Origin of the sequence: Massilia rubra, from assembly GCF_011682065.1 — a bacterium.
Taxonomy (GTDB): Bacteria; Pseudomonadota; Gammaproteobacteria; order Burkholderiales; family Burkholderiaceae_D; genus Telluria_A; species Telluria_A rubra.
The window spans coordinates 228,627-244,223 of record NZ_VUYU01000002.1; the positions used below are offsets into that span (position 1 = coordinate 228,627).

20 protein-coding genes are annotated in these 15,597 nt (G+C 66.4%); 7 read left to right on the plus strand and 13 right to left on the minus strand.

Features of this window, described 5'->3' with window-relative positions; genetic code table 11:
* Positions 1 to 424: 424 nt before the first annotated feature.
* From F0185_RS03625 to F0185_RS03635, 3 genes are all read right to left on the minus strand, one after another.
* Positions 425 to 838, minus strand: a complete 414-nt coding sequence (locus tag F0185_RS03625) for a hypothetical protein (RefSeq protein ID WP_167221670.1) — start codon at positions 836 to 838, stop codon at positions 425 to 427.
* A gap of 606 nt (positions 839 to 1,444) precedes the next feature.
* Positions 1,445 to 1,627, minus strand: coding sequence for a hypothetical protein (locus F0185_RS03630; protein WP_166878676.1), 183 nt, complete (start codon positions 1,625 to 1,627; stop codon positions 1,445 to 1,447).
* 88 nt (positions 1,628 to 1,715) lie between these two features.
* Complete coding sequence (locus tag F0185_RS03635) at positions 1,716 to 1,865, minus strand: hypothetical protein (protein ID WP_167221672.1); 150 nt, start codon at positions 1,863 to 1,865, stop codon at positions 1,716 to 1,718.
* A gap of 239 nt (positions 1,866 to 2,104) precedes the next feature.
* Here F0185_RS03635 and F0185_RS03640 point away from each other — a divergent pair, with 239 nt between their 5' ends.
* Entirely contained in the window at positions 2,105 to 3,199 is a 1,095-nt protein-coding gene (locus F0185_RS03640) for a type IV pilus twitching motility protein PilT (protein ID WP_167221674.1), read from the plus strand.
* Between the two features lie 152 nt (positions 3,200 to 3,351).
* Here the strand turns inward: F0185_RS03640 and F0185_RS03645 are convergent, their stop codons facing one another.
* The 10 genes from F0185_RS03645 to F0185_RS34640 all read right to left on the minus strand — a co-directional run bounded on the left by F0185_RS03645 (position 3,352) and on the right by F0185_RS34640 (position 11,094).
* A complete protein-coding gene (locus tag F0185_RS03645) occupies positions 3,352 to 3,747 on the minus strand; it encodes a hypothetical protein (protein ID WP_167221676.1) in 396 nt (131 codons plus the stop codon).
* Entirely contained in the window at positions 3,737 to 4,843 is a 1,107-nt protein-coding gene (gene sctU, locus F0185_RS03650) for a type III secretion system export apparatus subunit SctU (RefSeq protein WP_167221678.1), read from the minus strand. Before sctU ends, F0185_RS03645 begins: the two co-directional genes overlap by 11 nt.
* Positions 4,840 to 5,625, minus strand: a complete 786-nt coding sequence (locus tag F0185_RS03655; RefSeq protein ID WP_167221680.1) for an EscT/YscT/HrcT family type III secretion system export apparatus protein — start codon at positions 5,623 to 5,625, stop codon at positions 4,840 to 4,842. The genes sctU and F0185_RS03655 overlap by 4 nt, the downstream gene beginning before the upstream one ends.
* Positions 5,626 to 5,628: 3 nt before the next feature.
* Positions 5,629 to 5,892 (minus strand): type III secretion system export apparatus subunit SctS, encoded by a 264-nt coding sequence (gene sctS, locus F0185_RS03660; RefSeq protein WP_166898655.1) that lies wholly within the window; start codon positions 5,890 to 5,892, stop codon positions 5,629 to 5,631.
* A gap of 22 nt (positions 5,893 to 5,914) precedes the next feature.
* Positions 5,915 to 6,574, minus strand: a complete 660-nt coding sequence (gene sctR / locus F0185_RS03665) for a type III secretion system export apparatus subunit SctR (RefSeq protein ID WP_167221682.1) — start codon at positions 6,572 to 6,574, stop codon at positions 5,915 to 5,917.
* Positions 6,571 to 7,641: a type III secretion system cytoplasmic ring protein SctQ gene (gene sctQ, locus F0185_RS03670; protein WP_167221684.1), complete on the minus strand. Its 1,071-nt coding sequence runs from the start codon at positions 7,639 to 7,641 to the stop codon at positions 6,571 to 6,573. Before sctQ ends, sctR begins: the two co-directional genes overlap by 4 nt.
* A 67-nt stretch (positions 7,642 to 7,708) precedes the next feature.
* Positions 7,709 to 8,290 carry a hypothetical protein gene (locus F0185_RS03675; RefSeq protein WP_167221686.1) on the minus strand — a complete coding sequence of 194 codons (582 nt, stop codon included), beginning with the start codon at positions 8,288 to 8,290 and terminating at the stop codon, positions 7,709 to 7,711.
* Positions 8,280 to 8,768: a hypothetical protein gene (locus tag F0185_RS03680; protein ID WP_167221688.1), complete on the minus strand. Its 489-nt coding sequence runs from the start codon at positions 8,766 to 8,768 to the stop codon at positions 8,280 to 8,282. Before F0185_RS03680 ends, F0185_RS03675 begins: the two co-directional genes overlap by 11 nt.
* A complete protein-coding gene (locus tag F0185_RS03685) occupies positions 8,765 to 10,132 on the minus strand; it encodes a FliI/YscN family ATPase (RefSeq protein WP_167222183.1) in 1,368 nt (455 codons plus the stop codon). Before F0185_RS03685 ends, F0185_RS03680 begins: the two co-directional genes overlap by 4 nt.
* Positions 10,126 to 11,094, minus strand: a complete 969-nt coding sequence (locus tag F0185_RS34640; RefSeq protein WP_167221690.1) for an FHA domain-containing protein — start codon at positions 11,092 to 11,094, stop codon at positions 10,126 to 10,128. The genes F0185_RS03685 and F0185_RS34640 overlap by 7 nt, the downstream gene beginning before the upstream one ends.
* 313 nt (positions 11,095 to 11,407) lie before the next feature.
* Here F0185_RS34640 and F0185_RS03695 point away from each other — a divergent pair, with 313 nt between their 5' ends.
* From F0185_RS03695 to F0185_RS03720, 6 genes are all read left to right on the plus strand, one after another.
* On the plus strand, positions 11,408 to 11,953 hold the full coding sequence (locus tag F0185_RS03695) for an RNA polymerase sigma factor (RefSeq protein WP_166878642.1): 546 nt from the start codon (positions 11,408 to 11,410) through the stop codon (positions 11,951 to 11,953).
* A gap of 217 nt (positions 11,954 to 12,170) precedes the next feature.
* On the plus strand, positions 12,171 to 12,719 hold the full coding sequence (locus tag F0185_RS03700; protein ID WP_167221692.1) for an RNA polymerase sigma factor: 549 nt from the start codon (positions 12,171 to 12,173) through the stop codon (positions 12,717 to 12,719).
* Between the two features lie 407 nt (positions 12,720 to 13,126).
* The gene (locus F0185_RS03705) at positions 13,127 to 13,438 is read left to right on the plus strand and encodes a hypothetical protein (protein WP_167221694.1); all 312 of its coding nucleotides are present in this window, start codon (positions 13,127 to 13,129) and stop codon (positions 13,436 to 13,438) included.
* A 165-nt stretch (positions 13,439 to 13,603) separates the two neighbouring features.
* Positions 13,604 to 14,155, plus strand: a complete 552-nt coding sequence (locus tag F0185_RS34645) for an Xre family toxin-antitoxin system antitoxin (protein ID WP_229476719.1) — start codon at positions 13,604 to 13,606, stop codon at positions 14,153 to 14,155.
* On the plus strand, positions 14,152 to 14,625 hold the full coding sequence (locus F0185_RS03715; protein ID WP_167221696.1) for an RES family NAD+ phosphorylase: 474 nt from the start codon (positions 14,152 to 14,154) through the stop codon (positions 14,623 to 14,625). The genes F0185_RS34645 and F0185_RS03715 overlap by 4 nt, the downstream gene beginning before the upstream one ends.
* Before the next feature lie 273 nt (positions 14,626 to 14,898).
* Positions 14,899 to 15,567, plus strand: coding sequence for a PEPxxWA-CTERM sorting domain-containing protein (locus tag F0185_RS03720; RefSeq protein WP_229476720.1), 669 nt, complete (start codon positions 14,899 to 14,901; stop codon positions 15,565 to 15,567).
* Positions 15,568 to 15,597: the final 30 nt, after the last annotated feature.

Genomic DNA, 15,597 nt, shown 5'->3' on the forward strand with positions numbered 1-15,597 from the left:
GTACGGGACCGCATCGGCAGCCCCGCACCGGGAACGCGCTTAAGTACTCGCCCGGAAATAGATGTGTTTTTGGCTGCCAGAACCGGCGCGTTGCTGCGTTGGCTCCTGCTTGCAGTGCTCGCACTGCCGCGCACTCGCCGCCTTGCACCGCATCCGGTTCCGTTCGCCAAAACTCACATTCTTTTCCGGTCAAGTACTTAGACGATGGCGGCGCTGTCAGGTTTTGGCGCAGGTGGTGGCGGTGGCGGCACCATTGCGGCGAGGGTGGAGGCGGCGCTCAGGACAGGGGCGAGGACTGGCATGGTAATTCCTTTCAAAGTGTCGGTTGCAACTCCGGTTGGAGTACGTATGAGTGGCGCGCGGGCGGCCATGGTTCCATCGGCGCGCGCCAATGCCGCATTGTCGATCGGGGCCGGAGCGCGGCCTATGACACCGAGAGCAGCCAGGCGCCGGCCTTGTCCCTGGCGTCCATGATCGCGTCGAGCAGGCTGGTCTCGTCGGCCAGCTGCCCGATGCCGATGTTGTGCAGGATGATGTAACGCCCTTCGCTGGCGTCCCACAGCCATTCGCCGCCGGGATAGCCGGGGCTGGCCAATGGCGGGGCCGCCGCTGCCGCCAGCGTACGGCGCGGCAAGTATACCGACACGCACAGGAAAGGCTGCGCCGCGTCGGCCGCCAGCGAGGTCAGCGTGACGATCTCGTCGAACTGCAGCTCCAGCACCGGTGGGCCGCCGGTGCTCTGCTGGCCTGTCAGCTCGACCAGCTCGCGCAGGCAGCGCAGGACGGCAGCGGCCGAGCCACCGAACTCCTCTGGTGGGACATAGTCGTGTTGCTGCATAGAACCTTATAGGAAAAGTAAGCGGTCGGAGCAATGCAAAATGGGTAAGTGCATGCTACGCGTTCCGGTGCGCAACGCCAAGATCAAACAATGCGCACGAGCCTGCCGCGATCCGCCCCAGGTGTTCGATCATACTGATTTTCCGCGCCGGCTTCAGTGGTCCAAAAGTGTTGCGCCGTTCCCTGTCGTTCGGGTGTTGTATGACCATCGATTTCATGCCAGGCCGCGCGGGTCGGGCAGGTGCGGCCGGTGGAACCGGGGCTGGCGGCGCTGCCACGCAGAGTCCGGCTTCTCCACGTCCCCGGAGCCCCCCCATCAAGCAATCAGAGGGGGCGAAGGAATGTCGTTCGTTTAGTTTCCAGTAGCAGAGCAGGGGGGGCAGGCGCCCGGGTCGATCCGGCCCGGCGCTGCGCCGGGCTGCGAGCGCAGAAAACGCGCGGACATAGAGGGAAGAAGGGAGGAAGGGAAGACGGGAAGAAGGGAAGACGGGAAGAAGGGGGCGAACGCGGGGAGCGGGAGAACCTCGGGAGCGAGCGCAGAGAGCGGGACCGTTACGCGCCGCTGCCGGGCCGAAAAAGACAGCGCCGCCCGATGGCGGCGCCGCATCTACTGCTGCTCGTTGACCTGTTTGGCCATGGTACTGAAGATCTGCAGCTTGGACAGGGCCTGGCCCTGCGCCGCCGCCCAGCGGATCAAGTCGGCGTCGCCGCCCGCGGCGCTGGACCATTCGCCGGCGCCGCTGCGGGGCGGTGCCGGCAAATGCTGGCTACGGTTGTTCAGATAGGTCATCGCTGCCTCCTGTCGTGGTATGTCTGTTGAGGATGGGATGCGGAAAAAGCCGCGCGCCGCAGCACGCCGGAGCGCGGCCATGCGTGCATCAGATGGCGTTCACCGCAGCGGTGTTCGCCTTCTTCTGGATCGCCGCCGCCATCTCGGCTGCGGTCAGCGCCTCGTTGGCCGCCATACCTGCTGCGATGTTTGCCTGACCTGCTACCGTACTGAGTGCCGTTGTAGCGATACCAAACATGATGTTCTCCTTAAATGGTTGATTGAAAGTGCCGCCTTGGCCATCGTCTGCCGCAGCGGTCCAACATGAGTAGCTGCGCGCAGGGCATTGGTTCCGCCGCCGCCGCGCACTTTTTCGCCGCCGGCGCGCCGCTGAGATTTGTTGAGAAATCGCCGGCCCGGGCCAAGTATCATTTGACTTGCATACGCCACAGGGCAAGAGGCAGCGGCGCCGCCTGGGCGCCATTTTCCGGGATACATATGAGCGATGAATTTTTGGCGGAACGCGATTTGCTGTCCGAGCTGATTGCACTGGTCAACCAGGGCGAGGTGTTCTCGGACATCCATATCGAGCAGGACGCGCGCATCATGATCAAGACGCCGCGCGGCTGGACCGCAGCGGGCGACGAAGCGGTGACCCTGGCCGACATGAAGCCGCTGCTGGCCGCCATCGACGAGGATTGGGAAGACAAGATCCTCAGCGCCGCCATCGACCGTTCCTTCGTGCTCACCAACTGCCGTTTGCGCTGCAATCTGTACCGCATGTCGGGCGGACGCACCATCGGCATCGCGATCCGGCGCCTGCCGATGGAGCCGCTGCCGATCGAGAAAACCGGCCTGCCGGCCTACGTGCGCACCATGCTGGAAGCGACCAAGGGCGTGATCCTGGTGACCGGCCCGACCGGTTCCGGCAAGACCACCACCATGGCCGCGCTGCTGGAGCACATCAACCACACCCGCAGCGCCCACATCGTGACCATCGAAGAACCGATCGAATACTACCTGCGGCGCGACCAGGCCATCATTTCGCAAAAGGAGGTGCCGACCGACACGGCCAGCTTCTCGAGCGGCCTGCGCGAGGCGATGCGGCAAAAGCCGGATGTGCTGATGGTGGGCGAGATCCGCGACTTCGATACCGCCGACACGGTGCTGCATGCGGGGGAATCGGGCCACCTGGTGCTGGCCACCATGCACACCAACAGCGCGCTGGGCGCGATCGGCAAGCTGCTCGGCTATTTTCCGGCCGAGCAGCAGGCGCAGCGCGCCGCCGCCCTGGCCAACTCGCTGGTCGGCGTGATCTACCAGAACCTGCTGCCGAGCGAGGACGGCCAGAGCTTCGTGCTGGCCAGCGAGATGATCTTCAACCACAACCAGCAGGTGGCGCCCTTGATCAGCGATCCGTCCAAGACGCACCTGATCGCCGATTTCCTCAAGCGCAAGGAAGACAATATGTCGCGCAGCCTGAACGACGTGCTGGCGCAGCTGGTCGCTAAAAAGATGATCGGCACCAAGGATGCGATGCGTTCGGCCTACAACCGGCTCGAACTGCATGAAATGCTGAGCAACAAGCGCTAGTGTCATGAGTTGGAAATTCGTTGATTAAATATGGCGAGATCGTGCCGAGGCAAGGAACAAAGCGCAGACAGGAAAACGCCTGGCGAGCATTTGTGACGCGGTATCGGCGCGATTATCGCTGTATTAAATCAACGAATTTCTGACTCAGGACGCTAGACCTGGTCGCGGCCGGCGAGGCAGTATTCGCCGCCGCAGCCGCTGGCGCTGGACGGATCGCAAAAGCCGTCGCTGCCGCAGCGGCGCATGCAGTCGATGCGGCTGGCCGGACGGACCGGCGCCGGTGTGCGTGGGCGTCCGGGGACGGCCATGCGCGGCGGCGGCACGGGGCTGCCGGCGACCATCGCCAGGTGGTGCATTCGGTCCTCGCCGCCGCCGACCAGGTAGTCGGTACGGGTGGCGCGGCTTGCCGGCAGCAGGTCCCGCCCTGGCGGCGGCAGCGCAGCTGGCGCCATGGGCGCCAGCGGCTGCGCGGCCAGCGCCGGCGCTGCCGGCAGCCCGGCCGCCGCATCCTGCGGCACCGGCGCAGCCTGGGCGGGCTCAGGGCGCATGGCTCGGGGGTGGTTCGCCACGGCTTTCCAGTTCGACCTCGCGGCCGCTATCGTCCTGCTCCATCAGTTCCTGCACCACCGCGTAGACCTGGGCTACCGATTCGTAGCTGGCGCGCGGCACGTAGTGGTCGGCCTTGCCGGTGGCGTACAGGGTACGCGCCAGCCAGACGTGGCGGATCACCGGAATGGCATGCGCGCGCGCTTCGCGGATCATGGCCTGGGCCACCTCGTCCTTGCCCTTGGCCAGCAGCAGCGGCGCCGGGGTCTGGCCCGGGTCGTAGAACAGCGCCACCGCGAAGTGGGTCGGATTGACCACCACCGCGTTGGCGCCGGCGGTCCTGGCCGGCGCCGATTCGGACGCCCACTGCTGCGCCAGGCCCTTGCGCGCCTGCTTGACGTGCGGGTCGCCTTCGGATTCCTTGTATTCGCGCTTGATCTCTTCCATGTCCATCATCAGCGACTTGACGTGGAAGTATTTTTGCAGCGCGAAGTCGATCACTGCCAGCACCAGGCACATGCCCACCACCGGATGGAGCACCATGCGCAGCAGCGCGATGAAGCCGAAGTAGATATCCTTCGGCTCGCCGCTGGCCATCTGCAGGATCGATGGCAGCTGCTTGCGCACCATGGCCCAGATCATCAGGGCCAGGCCGATGGCCTTGGCCAGCGCCATCAGCAGCTCGCCCAGCTTCTTCTTGGCGAACAGCTGCTTGACGCCGTTGACGGGGTTGAGCTTGTCGATCGAGGGCGTGAGCGATCCGGGCGCGATCAGCACCCCGAACTGGCCCCAGTGGGCGCAAAAGGCCACCACCGGGCAGAGCACGAAGAACACGGCGAATACGCCAAGCAGCAGCGTGCCGGCGGCGCCCAGCATGGCCGGCACGGCGTCGTGGAAGGGCCGGCCGACCTGGCGCAGGGCCAGCTCGAACAGGGCGTCGAGCGCGGCGTGCCATTGCGGTTCGGTGGCCAGCGCCAGTTCGGCCACGACGATCAGCATGGACACGCGCGCCAGGTCGCGGCTCATCGCGACCTGGCCCTTGTCGCGGGCGTCGCTCAGCTTCTTGTCGGTGGGCTGTTCGGTTTTGTCGTCGCTCATCGTCTGCCGTAGTCCAGCATCTGGGGAATCAGCTCGAGCATGCGGGCGAAGTCGCCGGCCACGTAATGCGAGAAGATCGGCCAGTAGACCAGCAGGATGAACAGCCCGGCCACGCATTTGAGCGGGGCCGAGATGAACGAGACCTGCAGGTTGCCGGCGAAAATGCCGATGATGGCGACGCCGAAGTCGATCATCAGCAGCGGCATGATCACCGGGCCGCCGTAGACCGCGACATGCCAGAAGAATTCGCCGAAGCGCTTGAGCAGCAGGTCCAGGTGGCCCGGTTCGAACGGCGGCGCCAGGTTCAGCGCCGGCCACAGGCCGTAGCTGTCGACCAGGATGCGCACCAGCGCCAGGAACAGCCCGGCCTCGATCATCATCACCACGGTCGCCTGCAGCAGCATGGCGCCGAGCGCGCTGGCATCCTGGTCGAGGTTGGACTGGATCTGGATCGGCGAGCGCTGGGTGTCGAGGATCGAGCCGATCGACTGCGCCACCCAGAGCGGGATCGCCATCATCACCCCGAGCAGCAGGCCGATCCCGGCTTCCTTGAGCGCCAGCATGGCGGCCACCAGCAGGCCGGGCGTGGACTGCTGGAGCGACAGGAAGGTCGGGGCCAGCGCCGGCAAGGCGATGGCGAAGGCCACCGCGTTGCGCATCATGCCTTGCAAGGTGCGGGTGCCGAAGCCGGGCAGGATCGCCAGGCAGACGGCGCTGCGCGGCAGCGTCAGCGCCATTGCGACCAGGAAGGTCTGCAGGTCGACCAGCAGCGATGTCGTCATGGGCTAGCGTCCGATGGTCGGAATCAGCACGAAGGCGCGTTCGGCCAGTTGCATGATCTCGGCGCCGAACCAGCGTCCCAGCATGGCGACAGTGAGCGCCACCGAGAGCAGCTTGACCACGTAGGGCAGGGTCTGGTCCTGCACCTGCGTGACCGCCTGCACCAGCGAGACCAGCACGCCGAACAGGGTCGCAATCAAGAGCGGCGGCGCCGAGATGACAATGGCCAGCCACAAGCCCTGCTGGAAGAATTGGAGTGTGTCGCCCATGGCGTGCCTCGCGGTTGGTGGATCAGAGATACGACATGGCCAGGGCATTGAGCAGCTTGCCCCAGCCCCCAACCATCGCGAACAGCAGCAGCTTGAGCGGAATCGTGATGGTTTGCGGACTGACCTGCTGCATGCCGAGCGCCATCAGCAGGTTCGACAACAGCAGGTCGATGACGACGAAGGGAATGTAGATCAGGAAGCCGATCTGGTAGCCGGTCTGCAGTTCCGAGACCACGAAGGCCGGCACCAGCACCAGCAGGTCGCTCGACGTGGCCGCTTGCGCCATCTCTTTCGGCCACAGTTTCCTGGCCGAGTCGAGGAACAGCTCGCGCTGGTCCGGGTGGGAAAAGCGCAGCATGAAGGCGCGCAGCGGTTCGACCGCTTCGCGCGCCTGGGTCAGCAGCTGGCCGCTCTGGGCGGCCCCGCCGCGCGTCTCGATGGCAAGCGCCCGGGTGCCGACCTGCTGCGCGGTCGGCGCCATGATGAAGATGCTCACGGCCAGGGCGATGCCGTAGATGGCCAGGGTCGGCGGCACCTGCTGCACGCCGATGGCGTTGCGCAGCACCAGCAGCACGAGCGAGATTTTCAGGAAGGAGGTGGTGACGACGACGATCAGCGGGATCAGCGACATCATCCCGAGCAGGATGGCAAACGAGACGACGTCGTACTGGCTGCCCATCATGCCGCGCTCCATTCGGTGATGCGCACGCCCAGGGCGCCGTCGATGTCGACCGCCTCGGCGCGGCCCAGCAGGTGCCCGGCGCAACGGATGTCGAGGGCCGCCGGGTTGGCGCCGGCCAGTTGCAGGACGCTGCCGACGGCCAGGCTGCGCAGGGCGCCGAGCGTGAGCGTGAGCTTGCCCAGTTCGATGTCGAGCGTGGCAGGCAGCTGGTCGAGCGCGGCGGCGTGCGGCTCGGGCGCCGGCGCATCCCGGGGCAAGGCGTCGTCGTTGTCGATGTCGTTGTCGTTATGGTTGTCGATGTCGATGTCGTTGTCGTTGTCGTGTATCGGTTCCATGCGTTTCTCCAAAGCTAAAATGATCAAGGTGCCCGGCGCCTGGTAGCGCACCGTGGCGCGCAGTGCGCCCAGGCCGACGTAGCCGCAGCCCTTGCAATCGAAGGCGCCGGCGTCGGGCAGCAGGATGTCGCCGGGACGCAGGCTGGCCAGCATGGCGTGCGGCAGGCGGTGCCGGGCCAGCCGCACCGGCAGCCGTAGCGGCAGGGCGGCAAAGGCATCTTGCGGAGCTTGCAGCGGCAGCCAGCCGGGGCCGGCCAGCAGGCGCAGCCAGTCGGCGGCGCTGGCGCGTGCGTGCGTCGCGACCAGGTGGCCGCCGCTGCGCAGGGTCAGGCGCAGGGTTGCCAGCGGCGCCGCCGGGGCGTCGGCGACGCCTGGCGCCAGGCTGTCGGCGCCGGCCAGTGGCGTGCCGGCCAGGCGAGCGCACACGGCGCCCTGCAGCCATTCCCAATGCGGTCCGTGCTGGTGTTCGCCCAGGTCGATGCCGGTGAGGGCGCGCAGCAGGCGCGCGCCACGGTCCAGCGCGATGCTGCCGAAGCTGCCGTGCACGGTCAGCGGATCGATCCACGCCGGCGCGCTGTCGACGGCCATGTGCAGCGCCAGGACGGCGTCCGGGGCCAGCGCCGGCAGTGCTGCCTGGCGGCCCAGGCCCAGCCGGCGCGAAAGTCCGGCCTGGACGCGGCCGATGCTGGCCACGGCCAGCGGCCTTGGGTTGATGATGGGGGAGCTCGGCATGGTCATGAATCCGGGTAGGCCCGCGGCGACGCAATGGCGGCGCCCGCATGGCGGATGGGATCGGGCGCTACAGCACGGCGATCCGCACATCCTTTTGCATACGTTGCTGCAAACGCCGTTCCAGTTCCATTTTGTTTTGACGCAGGCGTTGTTCGAGCACGCCGCCGCCGGCGCTGAGCATGAAATGCACGCCGCCCGCCACCGGCTGGACCACCACCCCGAGCGTCTGGCCGCCAGGCAGCAGCAGTTCGAAGATGCCTTGCTGCTGGCGCAGTCCGAGCAGGGCCTCTTCGACGCCGGCGTCGCCGCTGGCGGCAGCGCTGCCGACGCCGGCCACGGCGCCGTTGCCGCCATCGGGCTCGCCACCCTGGCAGCGTTCGCGCAGTGGAGCGAAGGCGTCGATGCATGGTGCGTGCGGGTCGGCGTCGGCCAGGTCCGTGGCGGCGCGCTCGCGGCGCGCGTCGGCCTGGCGCGCGGCCTGGGCATCGCGCATCCTGGCGCGCGCTGCCGGGGGCGTGGTAGTGGCGCCCGGCGCGGCCCTGGGGGCAGAGTGGGGCGCATAGCGCGGCGGTGCAGGCCGGCGTACCGGTGGCGGCGGATCGTCGTCGCGCGCCGGGGCGGGAATGCGGGCTCGTAGCTCAATCGTCATGGCGGCGCTCCGTTTCCTTGATGTGCTGGCGCAGGATGTCGAGCTTTTCCTGCTGGCGGCGGGCCTCGGCGAGCCGGTGGTGGGCGGCGAAAAACGCGCTGCCGGCCGCGCGGCTCTCGCCGGCGCGCTCGCGCCATGCCAGGAGGCGCTGTGCGGTGTCGCGCGTCATGCGTTCGTAGCCACCCTGGGCGGCGCGAAACTGGCGGCTGTCGGTTTCCATTGCAAAGAAGCGGGCGCGCGCCTGGCGCCAGTGCTCGGCGGCGCCCTCGCGCGCGTTGCGCCACGCCAGTTTGGCCAGGCGCTGTGCGGCGCGCCGGCCGCGCCAGTGCTCACGCACCTCGCGCCGCTCGCGTTCGAAGCGTTCAAGGCGCTGCTTGCGCACGCCGAGCAGGCGCTCGATGGTGCGGTCGGGAACGCGCGGCTCGGCCACCTCGGGCGCTTCGCGCCGCGTCCCCGCACCAGCGCGGCGCAGCCTCACGCCGCCAGCGCCGCGAGGCGTTCAAGGGTCTGCGCAAACGGGGTCTGGCCGCTGGTGTCCTGGCGCAGGAAGTCGGTCTGGGCCTGGCGCAGCGCCACCGCCTGGTCGGCCAGCGGATCGCCGCCGCTGCGGTATTCGCCGAGCCGGATCAGCAATTCCATCTCCTGGTAGCGCGATTGCAGCGCGCGAAAGCGCAATGCCGCCTTGCGGTGCGCGCCGTCGGTCACGTTGCCCATGGTGCGGCTGATGCTGGCGAGGATGTCGATGGCCGGGTAGTGGCCCTGTTCCGCCAGTTTTTTGCTGAGCAGGATATGCCCGTCCAGCAGCGACTTGGCTTCGTCGCCGATCGGGTCGGACGCCGATTCGCCGTCGACCAGCACCGTGTACATGGCCGTGATGGCGCCTTCGGCGGTGGCGCCGGCGCGCTCCACCAGGCGTGGCAGCATGGTGTAGACCGAGGGCGTGAAGCCGCCGCGCGCGGGCGGCTCGCCGGCGGCCAGGCCGATCTCGCGCTGGGCGCGCGCGAAGCGGGTCAGCGAATCGACCAGCAGCAGCACCTGCTTGCCGCGCGCGCGGAAGCCTTCGGCGATGGCGGTGGCGGTAAACGCGGCGCGCGAGCGCTCCATCGAGGTGCGGTCCGAGGTGGCGCAGACGATGATGGTCTTGGCGACCAGTTCGGGGTCGAGTTCATGGTCGAGGAATTCGTTCAGTTCGCGGCCACGTTCGCCGATCAGGCCGAACACGATGGCGTCGGCCTGGCAGCCGCGCGCTACCGCCGCCATCAAGGTGGTCTTGCCGCAGCCCGGTCCGGCGAAGACGCCGACGCGCTGGCCGCGGCCGAGCGTGAGCAAGCCGTCGATGGCGCGCACGCCGGTCGGCAGCGCGGTGGCGATGCGCGGGCGGTCGACGGCGGCGGGCGCCTCGCGCACCACCGGCACGGTTTCGCGCCAGGCCCCCGGGCGCAGGGGCGGGGCGTGCGGGGAGCGGAACAGCACGCGCCCGAAGCCGTCCAGCACGCTGCCGAACAGGTGCTCGCCGCTGTCGACGGTGTGCACGCCTCCCAGCGGCTCGATCAGGGTGCTGCGCGAGACGCCTTCGAGCGGGCTCAGTCCCGACAGCAGGGTGGCCTGTTCCGAGAAGCCGATGACTTCGGCCAGCATGGGTTGGGCGCCCGGACTGTGCAGGTGGCACAGTTCGCCGATGCGGGCCGGCGGCATGTGGGCCTCGATCAGGGTGCCCAGCACCTGTGCCACGCGGCCGAAGCGCTGCAGCCCGGGCGCAGCCGGCAGGGCGGCCAGCCAGGACGGCGCCTGGGCCGCCAGCTGCGCCAGGCGCCGGGTGGCGCCAGCATCGCGCGTCACCAGATCACCTCGATCTTGCGCTTGCCGAAAAAGGTCGCGCGGCTGGGCTGGATCGCCACCAGGCGCACGCCCTTGTAGTCGTCGCCAACGTACAGGCGGGCGCCGTCCTGCGTCACCACGCTGGCGTTGGCGCCCGAGATCACCTGGCCGATGCGGAACGGCAGCATCGCTTCGGCCGTCACCGCCTTGGCATGGATCGGGAAGGTGATGTTGTGTTCCTTGATGAAGCTGCCCAGGATGCGCTCGACGCGCGCGCTTTCTTCGTCGTCGAGATGGGCTTGCATGGTCCAGGACCGTTCGCCGAGCGCCAGGTCGAAGCGGTTCAGCAGCTCGGCGTCGGCCAGGCGCTTGCGGAACAGCGCGGCCAGGTCCGGCGCGGCGGGGGGCGCGCCAAGCAGGCCGGCCTGGGCGGGCGCGGGGGGCGGCGCAGGGGCGGCTGGCATGTTCAGCGGGGAGGACGCGACGGCCGATGGCGGCGGCGGGCGCGTGGTCAGCGCGTAGGCGGTGGCGGCCAGCATCGCTGCGAGCATGGCCAGCAGCGCGCCGATCCCGCGCCGGCGCCAGCGACTGCGGCTGCGGCTGGGGAGCGGCGGCGTGGCGGCGGGTTCGTCGTCGGCTTCGCGCCCATCGAATTCGGGCTCGGGAGCGGGCAGCGGCGGTGGCGCTTCCCATGGCGCGTCCGGCCAGGCGATGGCGAGCCAGATGTCGCCCACGCGCGCGCAGTCGCCGGCGCGCAGCTCGACCAGTTGTTGCGCTTCGCCGCGACCGGCGCCGTAGATGGCGCCGCCGCAGGCGGTCAGCAGCCAGGCGTCGCCGTCGGGCGAGAGCAGCGCGTGCTCGCTTTCGATGCCGTGGTCGGCCATGACGATGTCGGCCGCGTCGCCGGCGCCGAGGGTGACGCACTGCCCGTCGAGCGGCAGGGTGGCGCCGCGGTGCAGGCCGTTGAGGATGCGTAGTTCAAGCATGGTGTGGTCTCTGTGACTGGTTCGATACCGGTGAGTACCCGCAGCTGCGCTTTGGTTCCGGCCTCGCATGGCTGCGCCGCGGCGCGCCACGGACAAGGTGATGCGACGCGCGTTGTGGGCGCCGGCGCTCTCGCGGTTCCGTCGCGGCGGCGGCGCGGGCGGGCGATTTCCTCAACGTTTTTCAAAGTCTCACGAATGCTCATGGTTCAGCGAAAACGCGTTTTATCGCTGCTATCTTGGCGTCCATGGTGCTGCGACACCGGCACGGCCGATACGCACAGCACGCCCCCTTCCCGCCATTTTGGAGAACCGCATGATGACTATCGACTACGCCGCCACCCAGGCCGCCGCCAACCCCGCCATCGACGTGCGCCGCCTGTTCATGGCGCACCGCCAGCATCTGGTGCGTTTCGTGCAGCGCTACACGCGCAGCCTGGAAGACGCCGAGGACGTGGTGCAGAACACCTTCATCGAAGCGATGCGCTGCGCCGACCGTTTTTCGGGCTTGTCGAAGCCGTCGACCTGGCTGTTCGGCATTGCGCTGAACCTGGCGCGCAACCAGGTGCGCCGCAACAGCGCCGATCTGTACGAGACGGTGGAGGAGGGTTTCATGGAGCAGATCGCGGACCAGTTTGCCAATCCGGCCGACCGCTTCGAGTCGCGCCAGATCACCCTGCAGGTCGACTCGCTGCTGCGCAGCCTGCCGCCGAAGATCCGCGAAACCTTCGACGTGGTGGTCAACGGCGATGCCACCTACGAGCAGGCGGCCGAGTACTTGTCGATCCCGGTGGGCACGGTGCGTTCGCGCGTCTCGCGGGTGCGCGCCGCGGTGCGCGAGCAGTTCGGCAGCATGGCGTAGAAATGCCATTTCTGCATGCCATTTCGGCATGCCGTTGTCGCCGCATTATCGTTTTTTGCAGGGGCGGTGGCCGAACTTCTCAACGATGCTCAAAACCGCAGGAAGATGCGCGGCAAAGGCCCGAAGACGGTGTTTTTCCTGATACATTGTTAAATGAAAATTTGAAGTTCTTAAAGTTATTCATTCGCCACTGCTATCACTCCATGGAGGAATTGTCATGATGTCCGCGCCTGTTTCCAGCACCGTGTCGTTGCCCGCCGCACCGGCCGTCGACGTCCAGCGCCTGTTCATCGAACACCGCCAGCACCTGGTGCGTTTCGTGCAGCGCTACACGCGTAACCTGGAGGATGCCGAGGACGTGGTGCAGAGTACCTTCATCGAAGCGATGCGCTGTGCGGGCAGCTTTGCCGGCATGTCGAAGCCGTCGACCTGGCTGTTCGGCATTGCGCTGAACCTGGCGCGCAACCAGGTGCGCCGCAACAGCGCCGACCTGTACGAGGCGGTGGAGGAGGGCTACTTCGAACAGATCAAGGACCAGGGCGCCAATCCGGCCGAGCTGTGCGAATCGCGCCAGATCAGCTCCAGGGTGGACGCGTTGCTGCGCAGCTTTCCGCCCAAGATCCGCGAGACCTTCGACGTGGTTGTCAGCCGCGACATCACCTACGAAGAGGCCGCCGAGTACCTGGAGGTGCCGGTGGGTACCGTGCGTTCGCGCGTTTCGCGCGTGCGCGCTGCCGTGCGCGAGCGCTTCGGCGCGGGCGCCTGAGTGTGTCTTTCCGATACGTTGTGATGCCGGCGTTGGCGTTGACGGACCCTATCTGTCGTAATCGCGACTAAGAGCCTATCTCAGTAGATCGGAGTCGCTGCTGGCGCGCCTGGCAAGCGAGTGCGGCCTCGGTATTCCTTCGGAATACCCTCGTCGTTGCATGGCTAGCCATGCGGCCTCGGTATTCCTTCGGAATACCCTCGTCGTTGCATGGCTAGCCATGCGGCCTCCTCGCGCCTTGCCCTCGCTTGCCATGCATCGCCTACGCGCATGTCGCCATCAGCTTCCCCCGATCTACTGAGATAGGCTCTAAGCAGATGCATACTCTTTCATTTTCCAGCTAATCAACACGCCCGGTAACTTGGACTGCGATGGTCTGATTTGCCAGGGCGCATTAAGGTCGAAACATGTTGTTTACCGTCTCCGCTACGTTTTCCGACTTCAGCATGGGGTACGAACAGTACGAAGCCGATGGCCCGGCAGCGGCGCTGATCATGTTCTTATCACGTGCCGAATCGCTCAGCCGATATGAGCCAGCACTACGCCAGCTTGCGTGCCGAAGCGATGGGCACGACCTCCTACATGTGGCAGATGGAATCCGCGGTCTCTGGATCTGGCATCTGATGACGCCATTGGAGCCCGACGACATCGCGCTGTACGGAGGCACCGTCATTCAAACCGATGCCGACGGCCCGCTATGTGCGGCACCGGTTGCCTGACGGGCGTGTACGCCCGATGCACAATAGCTGGTGGTCCGTCTTCGTCAACGCGTTGACTGCATCTGGTTGCTCGGTGGCACTTGGGCCGGAAGCGTTTGACTGGTAGCGCGCGGCGCTTGCGATTTGCCTCACTTGATCTATACTATGGTCTCAAAGGAGACAATCATGTCGGCTTCCAAAGCGGTGGCAAAGCCAGCAGTACCGGCCAGAGGCACCGCTGGCAAGGCGGCACGATCAGCTGCCACCGGTACCTTTGCCGGAGTGAAAGCAACGCACGGGCGATCAAGTACGATGGAGGGCACACAGCTTTACCGTCTTGACCCTCAGGAACGAATTAGGGTGATCCGGCAGGGCATTGACGCGTCTGTGATTGGCAATCTGTCGTCGCGCATGGGCATGAGCAAGGAATATCTGCTGTCGAGCCTTGGCCTGTCCCGCGCCACGATCAGTCGCAAGGAAAAGGACGCGACGATGCTTTCCAAGGACGAGTCGGAACGGGTGCTCGGCGTTGAAACACTAATCGGTATGGTGCAGACCATGGTTGAACAGTCTGGCGACCCCTCCGGCTTCGACGCCGCGCGCTGGGTGTCGAACTGGCTGTCCAAGCCACTGCCGGCGCTGGCCGGCGCGACCCCGGCCAGCTATATGGACACGTTCGAGGGCCAGAAGCTTGTGGCCGAATTACTTTCGATGAGCCAGAGCGGGGCATATGCATGACCGTGGCTGTCTGGCGTATCGCGGTCGAGGCGCCCACCTACACCGCCGATGACCTGAGCGGTACCGGCGCGAAAATATCGGGCGGACGCTGGAACAGCAAAGGTACGCGTCTGGTCTACAGTGCCTCCAATATCGCCTTGGCTACACTTGAAACGGTGCATTACCTGAGCAACGGGGGGCTGCCGTTCAATCGCTATCTTGTGCGGATCGACATACCTGAAATTGTATGGGAAGCGCGCCAAGTATTCGCCCCTCTGCCAGTGGGGTGGGACGCCATTCCGGCCGGCCTGAGCGCCAGGAATGCGGGAGACCGGTGGGTCGCGTCCGGCACCACCGCCTTGCTGCTAGTGCCTTCCGTGCTTGTGCCTGACGAATACAATGTGCTGATCAATCCTCGGCACAGCGACGCGGCAGCGATTACCGCCACCACAATACGGCGTTGGATTTACGATCCTCGATTCTTCCCGTAAACCAGCCCCCACGCGCTGAGAGCCCCCGCGACGAGGGCGCGGCCAAGTATGGTTGTCTGGCAAGGCAGGCCATCGCCTGTCACTGGTACGTGGATCACGCATCTTCAATGAGCTTGAGTTCCCATAAAACGGGCGGGAATTGGCTGGGCCTGATATCAAAAACCACAGCAGTCGGCATCGCGACCGGCGCTAACGCGGAATTTACCGCTAGTTCGAGGTTCCCGCGGGGCGGCCTGCTATCATTGCTTTCTTGCTAAAATTTATGGATGAGCAATGAAAAATTGGACTGCCGCCGCAGTGCTTGCCACAGCGTTTTTCTCCCAGTCGGCGTATGCGGCCCTGCACGTCTACGAATTCTCCGCCACTGTCGGATCAATGCGGCCGGTGTACGACGATGCCCCGATTCCGTCCCAATACAATGGCTGGGACCCGGCGCAGACACGCATCATCAATGTGGGCGATAAGATCGTCGGCCGCTTCACGTTCGAGGACTCCCGCGCTCCCTGGGCCAACGCCGGGTCGACCAAGAATTTTGCGGAAACCTCGCTCTACCTGAACTCGTTTTCGTTCAGCCTTCCGGACAGCGGATTGTCGGTGGGCGATCAGCAGGCGACGATGATAGGCCGCCGTAGCGACAGCCGGCACGAGCTTGAAATGTGGTTCAGGGACTCGACCGATTTTGTGTTCGGGACGATCGACGTACGTGCCTCGGCGACGGCGGACCAACCCTATGCGATCCGGTTTGACCCGGCGCAGAGCGGCATCGGTATCGGATGGTGGACCGAGACGACCCAATACAGGCTGGGAGCGTATATGACCAGCTTTGCCGAGGTCACGGCGGTGCCGGAACCGTCCACCTACGCCATGCTCATCGCGGGGATGGGGCTGGTCGCCGGGGCAGCGCGGCGTCGACGCCAGCGGCCTGCGGCGCTGGCAGGCTGACACCGCCCGCCGGACAGGTCAGCGGGACCG

Coding starts and splice junctions, on each gene's coding strand:
- F0185_RS03715 (WP_167221696.1), top strand. CDS start 14,152: ATGACCGTGGCTGTCTGGCGTATCGCGGTCGAGGCGCCCACCTACACC.
- F0185_RS03695 (WP_166878642.1), top strand. CDS start 11,408: ATGATGACTATCGACTACGCCGCCACCCAGGCCGCCGCCAACCCCGCC.
- F0185_RS03640 (WP_167221674.1), top strand. CDS start 2,105: ATGAGCGATGAATTTTTGGCGGAACGCGATTTGCTGTCCGAGCTGATT.
- F0185_RS03675 (WP_167221686.1), bottom strand. CDS start 8,290: ATGACGATTGAGCTACGAGCCCGCATTCCCGCCCCGGCGCGCGACGAC.
- F0185_RS34640 (WP_167221690.1), bottom strand. CDS start 11,094: ATGCTTGAACTACGCATCCTCAACGGCCTGCACCGCGGCGCCACCCTG.
- sctS (WP_166898655.1), bottom strand. CDS start 5,892: ATGGGCGACACACTCCAATTCTTCCAGCAGGGCTTGTGGCTGGCCATT.
- F0185_RS34645 (WP_229476719.1), top strand. CDS start 13,604: ATGTCGGCTTCCAAAGCGGTGGCAAAGCCAGCAGTACCGGCCAGAGGC.
- sctR (WP_167221682.1), bottom strand. CDS start 6,574: ATGATGGGCAGCCAGTACGACGTCGTCTCGTTTGCCATCCTGCTCGGG.
- sctU (WP_167221678.1), bottom strand. CDS start 4,843: ATGAGCGACGACAAAACCGAACAGCCCACCGACAAGAAGCTGAGCGAC.
- F0185_RS03655 (WP_167221680.1), bottom strand. CDS start 5,625: ATGACGACATCGCTGCTGGTCGACCTGCAGACCTTCCTGGTCGCAATG.
- F0185_RS03645 (WP_167221676.1), bottom strand. CDS start 3,747: ATGCGCCCTGAGCCCGCCCAGGCTGCGCCGGTGCCGCAGGATGCGGCG.
- F0185_RS03625 (WP_167221670.1), bottom strand. CDS start 838: ATGCAGCAACACGACTATGTCCCACCAGAGGAGTTCGGTGGCTCGGCC.
- F0185_RS03705 (WP_167221694.1), top strand. CDS start 13,127: ATGTTGTTTACCGTCTCCGCTACGTTTTCCGACTTCAGCATGGGGTAC.
- F0185_RS03630 (WP_166878676.1), bottom strand. CDS start 1,627: ATGACCTATCTGAACAACCGTAGCCAGCATTTGCCGGCACCGCCCCGC.
- F0185_RS03720 (WP_229476720.1), top strand. CDS start 14,899: ATGAAAAATTGGACTGCCGCCGCAGTGCTTGCCACAGCGTTTTTCTCC.
- F0185_RS03635 (WP_167221672.1), bottom strand. CDS start 1,865: ATGTTTGGTATCGCTACAACGGCACTCAGTACGGTAGCAGGTCAGGCA.
- sctQ (WP_167221684.1), bottom strand. CDS start 7,641: ATGCCGAGCTCCCCCATCATCAACCCAAGGCCGCTGGCCGTGGCCAGC.
- F0185_RS03700 (WP_167221692.1), top strand. CDS start 12,171: ATGATGTCCGCGCCTGTTTCCAGCACCGTGTCGTTGCCCGCCGCACCG.